Here is a 15,986-nt window from a genome sequence, read left to right on the forward strand (position 1 = left end):
TGACGAACTCGACCCAACAAGCGCTTCGACTCCGAGGCCCGTCGGACCGCACTCCCCGGAGCGTCCGATGTCAATCCTTTTGCCCTCGACCGCAGATGAGTGTGTATGGGCCTCTTCGACCGGCTGCGAGGGAGCGACACGCCGCGCGTGGCGTTCATCGGGATCGACGGCCTCTCGTACCGGCTCGTCGCCGACAACCCGGAGACGTTCCCGACGCTGTCGGCGATCGCGGACGACGGTGAGGGGGGACAGATCGACAGCATCGTCCCGGCGGAGTCGAGCGCCTGCTGGCCGAGCCTCACGACGGGGACGAACCCCGGCGAGACCGGCGTGTACGGCTTTCAGGACCGAGAAGTCGGCTCCTACGACACGTACGTGCCGATGGGACGCGACGTGCAGCGCCCCCGGGTCTGGGACCGCGCGACCGACGCGGGACTCGACGCGACCGTGATGAACGTCCCCGTCACGTTCCCGCCGCAGCGGACCGTCCAGCGGATGGTCTCAGGCTACCTCTCCCCCGACCTCGACGCGGCCGCGCATCCCGACGAGTTCCGCGAGTACCTTGCCGACAGCGACTACCGCCTGTCCGTCAACGCGAAACTCGGACACAAGGCGGACAAGACCGCGTTCCTGGACCACGCCCGCGAGACACTCGACGCCCGCGCCGAGGCCTTCGAGCGGTACGTCGAGCGCGACGACTGGGACCTCTTCGTCGGCGTCTTCACCGCCCCCGACCGGGTCAACCACTTCCTGTGGGGCGACTACGAGGACGGCGGCCAGTACCGCGAGGACCTGCTCTCGTTCCACGCCGCCATGGACGAACACGTCGGCTCGATCCGCGAGGCGCTCCCCAGCGACGTCACGCTCGTTGTCGGCTCGACGCACGGGTTCAGGCGCCTGCGGTACGACGTGTACTGTAACGAGTGGCTCGAACGCGAGGGGTGGATCTCCTACGCGGACGACGACCCCGACTCGCTGGCCGACGTCGACGACGACGCCCGCGCGTACTCGCTCGTCCCCGGCCGCTTCTACCTCAACGTGGAGGGCCGCGAGCCGAACGGCGTCGTCCCCGAAGGCGAGTACGAGGCGACGCGCGCGGAGCTACGCGAGGCGCTGGAGTCGTGGACCGGCCCCGACGGGAATCCCGTCGCAGACCGCGTCGTCGACCGCGAGACGGTGTTCCGCGGCGACCACGCCGCCATCGCTCCCGACCTCGTCGTCCTCCCGAACGACGGGTTCGACCTCAAGTCCGGGTTCCGTCCCCACGACGGCGTCTTCGACCCCGACGGACCGCGGACGGGAATGCACGCCTTCGACGACGCCGCGCTGTTCGTCGACCACCCTGACGCGACGGTCGACGACGCTGACCTCCTCGACGTCGCCCCCACCCTCCTCCGACTGCTCGACATCGACTACGGCCGCACGGACTTCGACGGTGCCAGCCTCGTCTGAACGGCCCCGACGCCTTCCGCAGTCTCGTCTGAACGGGCCCGACGCCTTCCGCGACGGCCGCACGCCGTGGCCGACCGAATTGAAGTGACTCCACCCCCACCGACGGGTATGGAACGCACCCCCGACGGGACGCCCGTCGGCGTCGACGACCCCTACGCGGTCGCCGGCGTCTGCGACCACCTCACCGACGACGGCCGGTGCCGCTTCGCGCTGACCCGGGCGGGCGACGATCCCGAGTTCGCGGCCGCCCGACGCGCCGACAGCTACGACTGCCACGTCGGTGCCGACGGCGAGTGGCGCGCGTGCCCCCACTATCGGTCGACGACCGACGCGAAGACGTGTGTCCGGTGCGGGCTCGAAAACGTGCGCCTGGCTCACGACGACTCCCGCCCGCTCGTCGAGGAACACCACCTCTCGTACGGCGGCGACGACTCCCACGAGATCACGGTCGGGCTGTGCCGCTGGTGTCACGCCAAAGTCCACGAGTCGATCGCCCGCATCGACGACGACGCGAGCCCGGATCCAGAAGCGATCGCCGAACGCGAGCGGCGGCGAGAACGAGAGCGCTCGGCGTCGGCGTTCGAAACGGCCAGCGAGACGTACGATTTCGACGAGTGAGGAAGCCGCACGGCCGTAGAAACGGGGCTCCCACCTCGACCGCCCGTCCGAGACTCCAGTCAGGCGTCTTCGGCCGGTCGGATCAGGTTCGCCAGCGCGACGAGCAGTCCGAGGAACCACCCGAGCGGAACTGAGATGCCGATCCACATCAGGACGTATCCCAGTCCCGGTAGCCCCCACTGCTCGCCGAAGGTCTCCAAGTCGAACGCGCCGCGGAGCGTCTCGTTGATCCCGCCCACCGAGAGGAACGTGTCGAGGATCCACCGCGCGAGCTCGTAGCTCGGCGGGAGGATCAGCTCCTCTAACGTCGGCGTGACGAGCGCCGCGACGACCGGCGGTAAGAACAGCGCCGTCATCGCGAACGGGTACGCGAGCAACACGCTGACGAACCGCCCGCCGAGCTTCGAGAAGCCGGCGGCGAAGGCGGCCGAGACGACGGCGACCGCGCTGGCGGCGCCGACCGCGATCACGGCGTCAAAGGGTAATTGAAGGTGCGTGATAACCGTGAGCGTCCCCCAGACGACGGCGGCGACGACGACCGCGCCGGCGACGCCGATCCGGGTGACCGCCGAGTCGAGCTTCGCCGCGTAGTAGCGCGTGGCGAACCCGACGAGCAGCAGTGGGTACGCGACCGCGACGAGCGGCGCACCTAGCACGGCCCAGAGGTAGTAGCCGACCGACTGCACGGCCGTCTCGGGCTTCCACTTCCCCAGGACCGCGCTCGGGTCGAGCTGTCGCGGGAAGACGACTTCCATCCACGTCTCGTGGAGGCGGACCACGTCCAAGAAGAGCGCTTCCACCAGCCCGGTTTGTCCTCGGCGTTCCATTTGCCTCACGTCGCGCGCGGCCCGACGTGAACTTTGTGCCTTCGGCTGCGGGGTTCTCGCGACCGATACCCGCGCCGATAGTCTTAAAGAACTGCGTAGACCTACCCGAACGCATGAAACGACGTGGGCTGCTCGCGGCGCTCGCAGCGTCGACTTCGGTCGCAATCGCCGGGTGCGCCGGCGAGGACGGGAGCTACGAGTTCGACGCCGAACCGGCGCGCATCCCGGAGAGCGCGTACGCCGAGGGGTTCTCCGGTGAGGATCCGGAGTCGTTCACCATCGATCAGGAGTTCAACGCCGCGGGCGTGAACGCGGACGTGTCCGCGACGACGTGGATCGCCCGCTACACCAACCAGACGGTGGGATCAGCGCTGTTCGTGGCGAGTACCCCCAATGCTTCGATCGGCGGGCAGTCGGTCAATCCGCTCGTCCGGGCCGACGACGCGGAGCTCATCCGGCGGCTCCTCAGTCAGGTCGACCAGCAAGGGATCGGCGGCAACGGCACCGACATCCAAGCCGACGACATCGAGAAGCGCGGTGAGGAGACTCGGACGATCCTCGACGAGGAAACCTCCGTCTCGATCCTCGAAACCACCGTCAGCGCGGAGGTCAGTGGCGACGGCGGTCAGAGCGGCTCTGTCGAAGACATTCCCGTCCTCGTCTACATCGGCACCGTCCAGCACGACGACGACGTGATCGCGCTGGTGGGCGTCCATCCCGTCGAGATCGACCAGTCTGACCAACTCCTCTCGATGATGGAAGCGGTCGAGCACTGACCGCTTCTAACGACCGCTTCGCCTTCCCACCCACGTTCCACCCGTTTTCGAAACTCATCTCCGCACTCGTGGCGCCGCAGTCATGCGATTATTTTCTCGAGCGGAAGCTTTCACCTCCGTAAGTCATTTATAAACGATCGGCCGGAGTGAGAGATCCCGCGGGTACAAGACGCGCCTCGCGGTCGCCGGGTCGACTGTCGACCTCGGCCGTTCCGAGAGCTATCGCTTGGCATCCGCGGCCCGTTCGCCATGATCCGAACGCGATCGCTTCGATGGGTGTCGGTCGGAATTGTTGCCTGTCTGGTAATTGTTACTGTTGCGCTACTGCTCGGCGCAAATACCGTTACAGCCCAAAATTCTGATCAGGGCGTCTATTTAAATAAATCTGGCAGTCCAGATAGTCTTCGGGTAGGCAAATCCAGTCAAAACATTAGTAATATAAGCATTATATTACGCTCTTGTGAAGTACATTGTTGGTGAGTCAGAGAACTTCTCGAATAATCTGTTTCAGTGCTTCTCGTCCCGGTTTGCGAAGGATTCGTCGCCGAAGTTGGAGCGGCCTGAGATACGCTGTCAGTTTGTCCTTTGAGACGCCTCGATGCGGCGAGAGCCACCGTCGCGCCAGCGACGCGTGGCTCTCGCACGTGTTCACGTGCGCGTCTCCATCAACGTACTCGCCGTCACCGTGAATAACTGCTTCTCGGTGGAAGTTCTCGTCATTCTCAAGCGGATCGTAGGCCCAAAATCCGTCCGTATAGACGGTTAGCGACTCCTTCTTGTGGTTGTCGAGAAGGAGTCGCACCGTCGCTTCGTCGGCGGATTTCGCCGGGACGACGTACCGCTGACCGGTGCCGCGATCAACGAGCGTGAACACCGGGGGTTTGTCCGCTTCATACGTTCCTCGTCCGCGTTTCGAGAGGGCACGCGAGCGCGACTTTCGGTCGCGCTCGCGGCCTTTCTTCCCGGCAGAGACGTAGAACTCGTCGATCTCAACCGGGCCAACCAGAGAGATGTCTGGCGCGTCGAGCGTTCTGGCGAACTGCTCGACGCGCCGGCGGAGCGAGCGATACGAAACGTCAATTTCAGCGTCTAGCTGGCGGATACTCGTGTTGAACCGGAGGAACGAGTAGAACGCGAACAGCAGCTTGTCGAGGCCGATCTTCGCGTGCGCGAAGATCGTGCCGGTCTTGTCGTTGAACGTGCGGTCGCAATCCTTACAGAGATACCGTTGGTACTCTCGATAGCTGCCGTGTTTGATCACCGATTCAGACCGGCAGCGCGGGCAACAGAGGCCCTCGCGCCAGCGAACCTGCTCCAGCAGGTTCGCGGCGCTCGCCTCTGAGCTCAGCAATTCAAATGGGAACATTGCGTTCGGGTGACGCGTTCGCGTCACCCTTGCCCGCTACGCTTTCACAGCGACAGCTCTACCTGACCAACAATCTGCTTCCGAAGAGCGTTAGAACAATTACCCCCCAATATGACCTCTTCGGCATTGTCCACTGATAGTGGGCGCATTGTTACCGCAGATGTATATTTCCATAATCGATCATATAGCAGTCCACAGAGAAATAAAATTGTAGTTTCTTTCGCCAGAGTTTCTGATACAATTGATGAAAAGACCCCATTCTTTGTATCACTTCATCCAGTCAATTCAACTGGATATATTCTAAAAGATAATATAATAGCTAATTCGAAAGTCCTGACAGGATGGAATGACAATGTATCTCTCTATTTCAACACTACAACTTACAAGCGTGGTATTTTCCGCAGTAATCGTTATGCTGTTGCTATTCAACTAGCACGTGACTATAGCGGTGGTGACTGGATTTCTCCGAGGGATTCCGAGCTGCTTCGTAACTCTGATCTTAATGAGCAGTTTGTTTCCGACGGTGTTGCAGATGGCGGTGTTATTTCAATAACCACTGTTAGTACAAACGTCTCCTGCTCAGAAGGTATCCACATTAAACGTAACGAGTCGCTAAATAAACCAGTATATTCTGGCCAACCCATTTGTTATAGAAGTCCTTCAGACCCAAAAAGTGTCGAATTACACAAAATTAGTAAGGACAACACAACTCGTGTCGTTTCAGTAGGCACGCGGGTGAATAATTCATCCTACATTCAGTATAACACTTCACTGCTATCTTCAGGTACATATTATATTCACACGAATACTGGAAACACAAGAAAATTTGACATCATTGGGCGAGAGAAAAAAGACATCAGTTTGAATGATTCCCCCAGCCGAGTTGCTTATGCGGACTCTATCAAGACTTCTTTGTCTCATAGTGTCCCAGATTTGGAACTTGTTCTTGCCAATACGACAGGTAACAGTACAACAGCACTCGAAATGACAACTACTGATACGGGACCCACTCCCGTATCGGTCAACACGTATGCGTCGCCGAACTCTTCAGCGTTCGTCACGACGGGGTCCGGAGTTGACATCGAGTCGGTCACGGGCCATACTGACCCGCTCTCGCCCGGAACGTATAATCTCACGCTGCGGTCGGAACACGGCACCGAGACCGCCACAGATGCCGCCACGGTCACGGTCGGACCCCGCTCGACTGGCAACCTGACCGCGTACACGACGCGGGCGGCCTCGGCGGGCGACTTCGCGAACGCGACCGAGATACGCGAGGCGATCGCCGACGGAACGCTCGCACCCGCCGCGACTGCGACCGCGAACGACACGGTCGTGTACGGGGTGAACGCGTCCGGACTCACCGGCCTTCCTGCGGCCGCGAACGCGTCGCTGGAACGTGGCGGCGACCTCGCTCGTCTCGACGGCCTGTCGTTCGGAGTGGCACCGGCAGACGCGGACGACGCGAACGGTTCGACCGAGGGCGAGGCAGTGGGCCGGATGCCGAACGAATCCGCGGTCCACCTCGACCGAGACGGCCTGTTCCTCGTCGCCGACGGAGAGCACGCGTTCGGCACCGAGACACCGCCCGATCCGGGCGAGACGTTCGAGGGCACGTTCCGAGTCGACGACGATCGGTTGCGCGAGACCGCGGCGAACGACCGTCACCGCGTGACGACCAACCTGACCTACGGTGCTCTCGATCCGGCCGACTCCCTCGCGGAGAACGCGACGCCCGAGGGAACGGCCGGAACGAATCAATCGCTCAGTAGCAACGAGACGGCCGGAACGAATCAATCGATTAGTGGTAACGAAACGGCTGGAACGAACCGATCGCTCAGTGGTAACGAAACGGCTGGAACGAACCAATCGATTAGTGGCAACGAAATAGCCGGAACAAACCAATCGATTAGTGGCAACGAAACGGCTGGAACAAACCGATCGCTCAGTGGCAACGAGACGGCCGGAACAAATCAATCGATTAGTGGCAACGAGACGGCCGGAACGAACCGATCGCCCAGTGGTAACGTAACGGTCGGAACGAACCAATCGCTCAGCGACAACGAGACCGCCGGAACAGATCAATCGCGTAGTGCCAACGCAACTGTCGAGACGGACCGAGCGTTCGGCGGCAACGGATCGACGGCCGTGAGCGCGCCGGGCGGCCCGACGGCGGCGAACCCGTCTGGGGCGACGGCGGGCACTAGCGCGTCTGGCGGCGGCCCGGCCAGCGGCGGCGGGTTGGCGGCCCCCGGTGGCGGGCCGGTCGCCGGGGGTGGTTCGACAGGTAGGGAGTCGGACGGGAGCGACGGTCCGGGTAGTGCCCCCGCTAACGCCGGAAGTGGTGCTGATCCCGCCGTTCCGTCGGACACTACTACTCCACCAGACTCCGCCGACGCCGCTGCCAGCAACCGTTCGGACCCCACGGGAGGGTCGACCGGCGTGGACGCGAATCGCTCGACGCGTCCCCCCGACGTAGGGATCTCGGTCGCTCCGGGTCGCACCGATATCCCGTCGTCTGCGGGGCCGTCCGAGGCCTTCGGTACCGGCGGCCTCACCGGTGGTGACGGACCCGGCCCTGCGGACCCCTCGGGCGGTGAGCAGTCGACCGCGAACCGCGCCGACGAGCGCGTGGACGCGCAGTCGACCGATTCGGCCGAGTCGTCGACGTCGTCCGAGGCGAGCGGTTCATCTTCCGACGCGGTCGCCCCGAGCGACCTCGGATACGACGACGCGCCGATACGCTCGACCGCGTACGACCTCCCCGGGTTCGGTGCCGTCGCGTCGGCCGCGGCGATCGCGGGCGCGTCGCTGCTCGCTCGGCGCCGCGGCCGCAACTCGTGAACTGCGACGGGGCGGTCGCCACCTCGGAGTGGCCTCTTCACTCGCGCGGTTCACCGCTGGTCCTCGGCCGCCACCCATCGTCGATATGCTTTTGCTCGGCGGTGCCGTCCTCTCGCGCATGAGCGTGACCATCACACCGCCGGAGGAGCGCACCTGCGAACTGTGCGGGCGCGAAGAGCGGTGGGACGACGAGGCCGACGGGTGGCGGATCGCGGCGGAGCCCGGAAACGTCTACTGTATCCACGAGTGGGACATCAACGGCTCGTTCGTTCCCCTCGAAGAGTAGCTGCCGACTGGACGATCTGGCACTTCTACTGCCCTAGCGAAGTCGCACGTATCATATAAATAGATATAATATTATTCCGGGGACTAGTAACCGAGATACTTGATCGATTCTGGTCCGTGTTAATTGTTCACCACCCGTGATGAATAATTACCTTATATTCCCTAATGTGTGTACGATGGATCCTACCCCTATCAGGGTCATGCCTTTACCTGTTCATTCGAAGCGAGACGTATGACCAAGTCACGTAGTACCACCCGGGGCGTACGCGACTCGGAGCCCTCGGGTCAGGAGGGGGGACTCGCGGATCCGACGGACGACCGGTCGAACTGCGGGATCGGCGGCGTCGTTGACCTTGACGGCGCGCCCACGCACGAGACCGTCACGGACGCGGTCTCTCTGCTCGAAAACCTCGAACACCGCGGGACGACGGGTGCCGAGGAAAACACCGGCGACGGCGCGGGGATCATGGTCGCACGGCCGGACGCGTTATTCCGCGACGTCGTCGAGGCGGACCTCCCCGAAGAGTACGCGGTCGGCTCCGTGTTCATGCCCCCGGAGCCGAGCGTTCAGGCGGAGATCCACGACGTCATCGCCGAGGTGTGCGCCGTCTACGGGCTGGAGGTGCTCGCGTGGCGGTCGGTTCCGACTGACAACTCCGACCTCGGCGCGACGGCCCTCGACTCGGAGCCCGAGGTGTCGCAGGTGTTCGTCGCCCCCGTCGAGGGCGCGGGGCTCGCCCAGCGGTTCACCAGCGAGGAGGACCGGGCCGACGACGCCGATCCCGACCTGCTCGGCTTCGACCGCGCGCTGTACGCCGCCCGGCGCGAGATCGAGAACGCGGTGTCCGAGGTCGACGGCGCCGGCCGCTTCTACGTCTGCTCGCTCGACCGGCAACGCGTCGTCTACAAGGGGCTGTTGAAGGGGTCGCAGCTCGCCGACTACTATCCGGACCTGACCGACGAGCGGTTCGCGAGCCACGTCGCCTTAGTCCACGCGCGGTTCTCGACGAACACGCTGGGCGCGTGGCACCTCGCGCACCCGTACCGCAACATCGTCCACAACGGCGAGTTCAACACGATCCGCGGGAACGTCAACTGGATGCGGGCCCGCGAGACCGACCTCGACCACCCGGCGTTCGGGGCCGAGCTAGACACGATCAAGCCGGTGATCGACGACCCGAACCAGTCCGACACTGCGAGCGTCGACAACGCGCTCGAACTCCTCCTCCAGACCGACCGCGACCTCCCGCACGCGCTGCGGATGCTGATCCCCGAGGCGTTCCGCGACGACGACCTGATGAACGACGACCGCGCCGACTTCTACGACTACCACGCGTCGCTCGTCGAGCCGTGGGACGGGCCGGCTCTCGTCATCGGCTTCGACGGCGAGCAGGTCGCCGGCGTCCTAGACCGCAACGGTCTCCGCCCGTGCCGCTACGAGGTGACGACTGACGACCGCCTCGTCGTCGGCAGCGAGGTGGGCGCGCTCCCGACCGAGCCCGCCGACGTGCGCCGCCGCGGGCGGCTCCGGCCGGGTGAGATCTTCGTCGCCGACCCCGAGGCGGGCCGGATCGTCCCCGACGACGAGGTGTTCGAAGAGCTCACCGACGAGAAGTACGGCGAGTGGGTCGCGGACGGGCAGGTCGACCTCGACGCGCTTACCGACGAGGACGGCGCCGCGGCGGGGATCGACGCCGACTCCACCACCGAGGGCGACGGGGAAGAGTCGAGGCCGACCGTCCGCGCCCACCAGGCCGCGTTCGGCTACACGACCGACTCGCTGAACCACCTCGTCGAACCGATGGCGACCGAGGGGAAGGACCCGGTCGGCTCGATGGGCGACGACACGCCGCTGTCCGTGCTGGCAGACGTCGACCGCCCCCTGTTCACCTACTTCAAGCAGCTGTTTGCGCAGGTGTCGAACCCCCCGATCGACTACATCCGCGAGGAACTCGTCACCTCGCTGGAGACCCGGATCGGGAACCAGCGCAACCTCCTCGCCGAGACGCCGGCCCACGCCGAGCAGATCGTCGCCGACACGCCGGTTCTGACGGACGCCGAGACCGGAGCGCTTCGCGACCTGCCCGGACCGGGCGAACGGACCCCCGGGGACGAGGGCGCGTCCGACGGCCCCGCGTTCGCCTCCGTCACCGTCGACGTCACCTACGACCGCGACGGCTCGCTGGTCGACGCCGTGAGCCGCGTCCGCGAGGACGCCGCGGCCGCCATCGAGGACGGGGCCGACGTGGTCGTCCTCTCCGACCGCGCCGTCGGGCCGGACCGGCTCGCGGTGCCGAGCCTGCTCGCGACCGGCGCGGTCCACCACCACCTCGTGCGCAAGGGGCTTCGCAACCGCGCGGGCGTCGTCGTCGAGTCCGGCGAGCCGCACGAGGTCCACCACCTCGCGACGCTCGTCGGCTACGGCGCCGACGCGGTCGACCCGTATCTCGCGTACGCCTCGATCGCCGACGTGGTCGCCGGCCCGGACGGCGCGGACGAGGACGAGGCGCTCGGGGCGTACCGGCACGCGCTGGAGGACGGGCTCCTCAAGACGATGGCGAAGATGGGCATCTCGACGATGGAGTCGTACCAGGGGGCCCAGATCTTCGAGGCGGTCGGGCTCGACTCCGACTTCGTCGCCGAGTACTTCGAGGGGACCGAGATCCGCACCGAGGGGATCGGGATCGAGCAGATCGAAGACGACCTCCGCACGCGCCACGCGATGGCTTTCGGCGCTGACCCCGAGCTGGAGACCGTCGGCGAGTACGAACACCGCTCCTCGGGCGTGAAACACGGCTGGAACCCCCAGACGGTCGGCACGCTCCAGCAGGCGGTCCGTGGGGGCGACTACGAGCAGTATCAGGAGTTCGCCGAACTGGTGAACGACCAGACTGAGGAGCTCCAGTCGCTGCGCGGCCTCCTTGAGTTCGACTCCGACCGCGACCCCGTGCCGGTCGAGCAGGTCGAGCCGGTCGAGTCGATCGTCGAGCGCTTCTCGACGGCCGCGATGAGCCTCGGGAGCCTCTCGCCGGAGGCCCACGAGAACAACGCCATCGCGATGAACCGCCTGGGCGCGAAGTCAAACACGGGCGAGGGCGGCGAACCGCCGGAGCGGTTCGACACCGAGAAGGAGTGTACGGTCAAGCAGGTCGCCTCCGGTCGGTTCGGCGTCACCTCGGAGTACCTCGCGAACGCCGAGGAGCTCCAGATCAAGATGGCGCAGGGGTCGAAGCCGGGCGAGGGCGGCCACCTTCCCGGCGAGAAGGTGAACGAGATGATCGCGCACGTCCGGTGTTCCACCCCCGGCGTCGGGCTCATCTCGCCGCCGCCCCAACACGACATCTACTCGATCGAGGACCTCAAGCAGCTCATCTTCGACCTGAAGGCCGCCAGTCCCGAGGCCGACGTCAACGTCAAGCTGGTCTCGGAGGCCGGCATCGGCACCATCGCGGCCGGCGTCGCGAAGGCGAACGCGGACGTCGTCCACGTCTCCGGCCACGACGGCGGGACGGGGGCGTCGCCGAAGACCTCGATCAAGAACGCCGGGCTCCCGTGGGAGCTCGGGCTCGCGGAGGCGAACCAGATGCTGCGCGCCACCGGCCTGCGCGACCGCATTCGCGTCTCGGCCGACGGCGGACTGCGGACCGGCCGCGACGTGGCGGTCGCGGCCGCCCTCGGCGCGGAGGAGTACATTTTCGGCACCGCCTCGCTCGTCACGTCGGGCTGCGTGATGGCCCGGCAGTGCCACGAGAACACCTGTCCGGTCGGCGTCGCGACCCAGCGCGAGGACCTCCGCCAGCGGTTCCCCGGCCAGCCGGACCACGTCATCAACTACATGACGTTCATCGCGCAGGAGCTGCGCGAGATCATGGCCGAGCAGGGGTACACCGAGCTGGCGGAGTTCATCGGTCGGCCCGGGCTGCTCGCCCAACGCGACACCGACCACGAGAAGGCGAAGCACCTCGACCTGTCGGCGGTCATCGCCGAGCCCGCCGGCGAGTCCCGCACGAAGGTCCGAGAGCAGGCGCACGGCGGCATCGACGACCTGCTCGACTGGGACCTCATCGACGAGGCCGCGCCCGCCATCGATGACGGTGCGCCGGTCGCGCTTACCCGCGACATCCGCAACGTCGACCGCGCGGTCGGCGCGACGCTCTCGAACCGCATCGTCTCCGAACACGGCGGCGAGGGGCTCCCGGACGACACGGTCTCGTGCCGCTTCGACGGCGAGGCGGGCCAGAGCTTCGGCGCGTTCCTCGCGCCGGGGATCACGCTGGAGCTGTCCGGCGCCGCCAACGACTACGTCGGCAAGGGGCTCTCCGGCGGCCGGATCGTGATCGACACGCCCGCGGAGGCGTCGTACGATCCGACCGAGAACGTCGTCGCGGGGAACGTCTGTCTGTACGGCGCCACGTCGGGCGAGATGTACGTCAACGGCGTCGCCGGCGAGCGGTTCGGGGTCCGCAACTCCGGCGTCAGAGCCGTCGTCGAGGGCGTCGGCGACCACGGCTGCGAGTACATGACCGGCGGCGTCGTCGCCGTCCTCGGCGACACCGGCCGCAACTTCGCGGCCGGGATGTCCGGCGGCATCGCGTACGTGTACGACCCCGACGACCGGTTCGCCGACCGGGTGAACCGCGGGATGGTGTCGGTCTCCGAGACGCTGGAGGGGTCCGACGAGCGGATGCTCCGCCGCCTCGTCGAGAACCACCGCGAGTACACCGACAGCGAGCGCGCGGCCGAACTGCTCGACGACTGGGAGGCCGCGCTCGACGACTTCGTCCGCGTCTTCCCCGACGCGTACGCCGAGGTCATCGCGGAGGGCAAGGGCGCCGACGTGCGCGAGGAGCCGCCCGCGCCCGCCGCCGCGGTGCCGGACGCCGACGCCGACGCGGCCGGGCAAATCTCCGGCGACGACTGATTCGCACCGCCTCTCACGGCATCGTCGAAGCCCGGGGTCGGCGATGGATTTCGACAGCTTGGAGGCGTACGGAACGCGTCTCTCGCACCGAGCGATTCCCAGGTCAGTCGCCACAGGATTATTATCGCCTTCGTTACTGGTCGGACCTGTGTCCGTGGACGAACACGGTCGCAACAGCACCGAGCCCTCACCGTCTCTCGATCCCGTCTCCCACCGGTTCAGCGTATGACCTCAAAATCGCGGGACCGGCCGGCCGGACTCGTACCGGTGGCCCTTCTCATCGCGCTCGCAGGTGAACTCCTCGGCGTGCTCCTCCTCGTCAAGACCGCCGTACCTACTCTCTTCCTCGCTGCGGCGAGTCTGCTCGCGCTCATAGCCGTTAATACGATCCGATCATCCGAACCGGACACGCACGAGCCGATCCGAAGCGACGAGACGAAGTGATCGACGGCGCCGGTTCAGGCCACTCGCCCGTCTCGACGGGACGCCGGTGAATATTTCACCGGCCACCGAGGCCGACCGGTCTCCCGATCAGTCGTCGAGCGACTCCGCGTCCACCTCGCTCTCCGTCGCCCGCTCGACCGCGCGGTCGACGTGGCGCTCGCGGGCGCGCTCGACGAACTCCTCCGGAAGCTCGTCTATCTCGCCGGCCTGAACGCCCCAGAGCTTCGCGTAGAGGCCGTCCGCGGCGAGCAGTTCGTCGTGGCTCCCCCGCTCGACGACCTCGCCGTCCTCCAACACCAGGGCGGTGTCGGCGTCGGTCACCGTCGAGAGCCGGTGCGCGATGACGAACGTGGTGCGGTCGGCCGCGAGGCGGTCGAGCGAGCGCTGGATCAGCATCTCCGTCTCGGTGTCGACTGCCGAGGTCGCCTCGTCGAGAATCAAGATCGCGGGGTCCTGAAGCACGACTCGGGCGATCGCGAGTCGCTGGCGCTGGCCGCCCGAGAGCTTCACGCCGCGCTCGCCGATCCGCGTCTCGTAGCCGTTCGGGAGTGAGGCGATGAACTCGTGGGCCTCCGCGGCCTTCGCGGCCTCGACGACCCGCTCGCGCACCTCGCTCTCCTCGGCGTCCGCTTCATCGATCCGCGTGAACCGCCCGTAGCGGATGTTCTCGGCGATGGTGCCGTCGAACAGCGTGGTGTCCTGCGCGACGTAGCCGACCGACGAGCGGAGGCTCTCGACGGTCACGTCGCGGACGTCATGACCGACGAGCGGAGGCTCTCGACGGTCACGTCGCGGACGTCATGACCGTCGACGCGGATCGCGCCGTCGGTCACGTCGTACAGCCGGAGGAGGAGCTTGAGCAGCGTCGACTTCCCCGCGCCGGTCGGTCCGACCAGCGCGACGGTGTCGCCCGGATCGGCCGAGAAGGAGACGCCGCTGAGAACCTCCTCGTCGGCGTCCTCGGGGTCGACGAGGGCGTTCCCGGGGTACGCGAAGGAGACCTCGTCGTACTCGACGGCGCCCGCCACGCCGCCGTGGTCGGCCGCGGCGTCGGCCGCGTCGCCGGTCGCGTCGTCAACTGCGTCCTCCGTCGCGTCGTCGACCGTGCCGTCGACGCCGCGGCCGCGCTTACTTCCGCCGTCGCTCCGGGTCTGGCCGCCGAGTTCGATCGCGTCGTCGTCGTCCTCGATGCGGACCGGGATGTCGCGCAGGCCGAACACGCGCTCGCAGGAGGCCTTCGCGTTCTCGTACTGGTCGATGATGTTCGACACCTCCGCGAGCGGGGCGACGAACTGCTGGGTGAGGAGGACGAACGTGACGAACGTCCCGACGGTCAGCTTCGTCGAGAAGGGGCCCGGCGGGCCGTTCGCGAGCCAGAAGCCACCGACCGCGAAGGTGGCGGCGAACGCCAGCCCGGCGAGCAGCTCCATCCCGGGGCGGTAGACGTAGTTGAGCCGGAGGATCGACATCGTGCGCCGGAAGTACGAGAAGGAGGCGTCCTCGACGCGCTCGCTCTCGTAGGCCTCCGTGTTGGAGGTCTTCACCAGCTCGACGCCCGAGAGCGCGTTCTCGAGGGCGGTGTTGAGGTCGCCGACGACCGAGCGCTGCGCGACGTACCGGGGTTCGACGGCGCGCATGAACCACAGCGTGAAGAGGAACATCAGCGGGATGGCGGCGAGGGTGATCACGGCCAGCTCGTAGTTGTAGTAGACGAGGACGGTCGCGATCCCGACCACCATCACGCCGAGGCGCGCGGAGTTCTGGAGGGCGTTGTCTAAGAACACCTCCAGGTTCGAGGCGTCATTGTTGAGGACGGACATGACCTCGCCGGTCTGCTTGTCGTCGAAGAAGGTCATGTCGAGCCGCTGCATCTGGTCGAAGGAGTCGGTGCGGACCGCGTGCATCACGCGGTGCGCGAAGTTGTTCGCCGCGATGCCGTAGACGTACGTGAACACGCCCGTCACGATGAACGACCCGAAGATGAGGATCACTGAGAGGTGGAACTGGGCGGCCTCCGCGGTCGGCAGCCATGCGTCGGGAACGATCGGGAGCGTGTAGGGGCCGGAGCCGGTGAAGACGGCGTCGATGGCGACGCCCAGCACCACCGGCGGGATCAGCCCCGCGACCCGGGCGACGACGTTGGCGACCATCCCGATCACGAGCCAGTGCGCCTCGGACGCCCCGTACTCGCGGAACAACCGCCCGAGCGGTCGGTCCACCCGGTCGCGGTACACTTCGAAGGCGTTGCGCTCGTCGGCAGCCATAGCCGTATGAGCGCCGGAAGCCCCATGTATCCGGCGGCTTCGGCGGCCCGTTCCGGGTTCCGACGACGCGAATCCTGGCCCCCGAGGAGGCGAACAAACCCGCCTGAATACAGCGGCGCGCGCCTCCGAGCGCCCGAGGGGGGCGCGAGGAGCGCGACGAGGCCGGGGAGGTGTGTGGAGCGGGGCCGT

9 protein-coding genes and 1 pseudogene are annotated in these 15,986 nt (G+C 66.1%); 7 read left to right on the top strand and 3 right to left on the bottom strand.

Annotated features, from left to right (window positions below; translation table 11 throughout):
- The first annotated feature begins 105 nt into the window (after positions 1-105).
- Positions 106-1,452 carry an alkaline phosphatase family protein gene (locus tag Z052_RS09545; RefSeq protein ID WP_086216102.1) on the top strand — a complete coding sequence of 449 codons (1,347 nt, stop codon included), beginning with the start codon at positions 106-108 and terminating at the stop codon, positions 1,450-1,452.
- Positions 1,453-1,560: 108 nt separating this feature from the next.
- Positions 1,561-2,070, top strand: a complete 510-nt coding sequence (locus Z052_RS09550; protein ID WP_094495085.1) for a hypothetical protein — start codon at positions 1,561-1,563, stop codon at positions 2,068-2,070.
- Between the two features lie 59 nt (positions 2,071-2,129).
- On the opposite strand, the gene Z052_RS09555 is transcribed toward Z052_RS09550, so the two are convergent.
- Entirely contained in the window at positions 2,130-2,870 is a 741-nt protein-coding gene (locus tag Z052_RS09555) for a hypothetical protein (protein WP_049931344.1), read from the bottom strand.
- A 140-nt stretch (positions 2,871-3,010) separates the two neighbouring features.
- On the opposite strand from Z052_RS09555, the gene Z052_RS09560 reads away from it, so the two are divergent.
- A complete protein-coding gene (locus tag Z052_RS09560; RefSeq protein ID WP_049931114.1) occupies positions 3,011-3,673 on the top strand; it encodes a DUF6517 family protein in 663 nt (220 codons plus the stop codon).
- Between the two features lie 481 nt (positions 3,674-4,154).
- On the opposite strand, the gene Z052_RS09565 is transcribed toward Z052_RS09560, so the two are convergent.
- On the bottom strand, positions 4,155-5,039 hold the full coding sequence (locus Z052_RS09565; RefSeq protein WP_099288989.1) for an IS1595 family transposase: 885 nt from the start codon (positions 5,037-5,039) through the stop codon (positions 4,155-4,157).
- A 984-nt stretch (positions 5,040-6,023) separates the two neighbouring features.
- On the opposite strand from Z052_RS09565, the gene Z052_RS20475 reads away from it, so the two are divergent.
- From Z052_RS20475 to Z052_RS20195, 4 genes are all read left to right on the top strand, one after another.
- The gene (locus tag Z052_RS20475) at positions 6,024-7,883 is read left to right on the top strand and encodes a hypothetical protein (protein ID WP_199058255.1); all 1,860 of its coding nucleotides are present in this window, start codon (positions 6,024-6,026) and stop codon (positions 7,881-7,883) included.
- Positions 7,884-8,001: 118 nt separating this feature from the next.
- Positions 8,002-8,169 (top strand): HEWD family protein, encoded by a 168-nt coding sequence (locus Z052_RS20480; RefSeq protein WP_167373064.1) that lies wholly within the window; start codon positions 8,002-8,004, stop codon positions 8,167-8,169.
- Between the two features lie 231 nt (positions 8,170-8,400).
- Entirely contained in the window at positions 8,401-13,089 is a 4,689-nt protein-coding gene (gene gltB / locus Z052_RS09575) for a glutamate synthase large subunit (protein WP_094520399.1), read from the top strand.
- Positions 13,090-13,356: 267 nt separating this feature from the next.
- Entirely contained in the window at positions 13,357-13,533 is a 177-nt protein-coding gene (locus Z052_RS20195) for a hypothetical protein (RefSeq protein ID WP_158093618.1), read from the top strand.
- An 87-nt stretch (positions 13,534-13,620) separates the two neighbouring features.
- Here Z052_RS20195 and Z052_RS09585 read toward each other — a convergent pair.
- Positions 13,621-15,797, bottom strand: a pseudogene (locus tag Z052_RS09585) (ABC transporter ATP-binding protein).
- Between the last annotated feature and the right edge of the window lie 189 nt (positions 15,798-15,986).

It is taken from the genome of Halorubrum sp. C191 (assembly GCF_002727095.1).
Lineage (GTDB): Archaea > Halobacteriota > Halobacteria > Halobacteriales > Haloferacaceae > Halorubrum > Halorubrum ezzemoulense.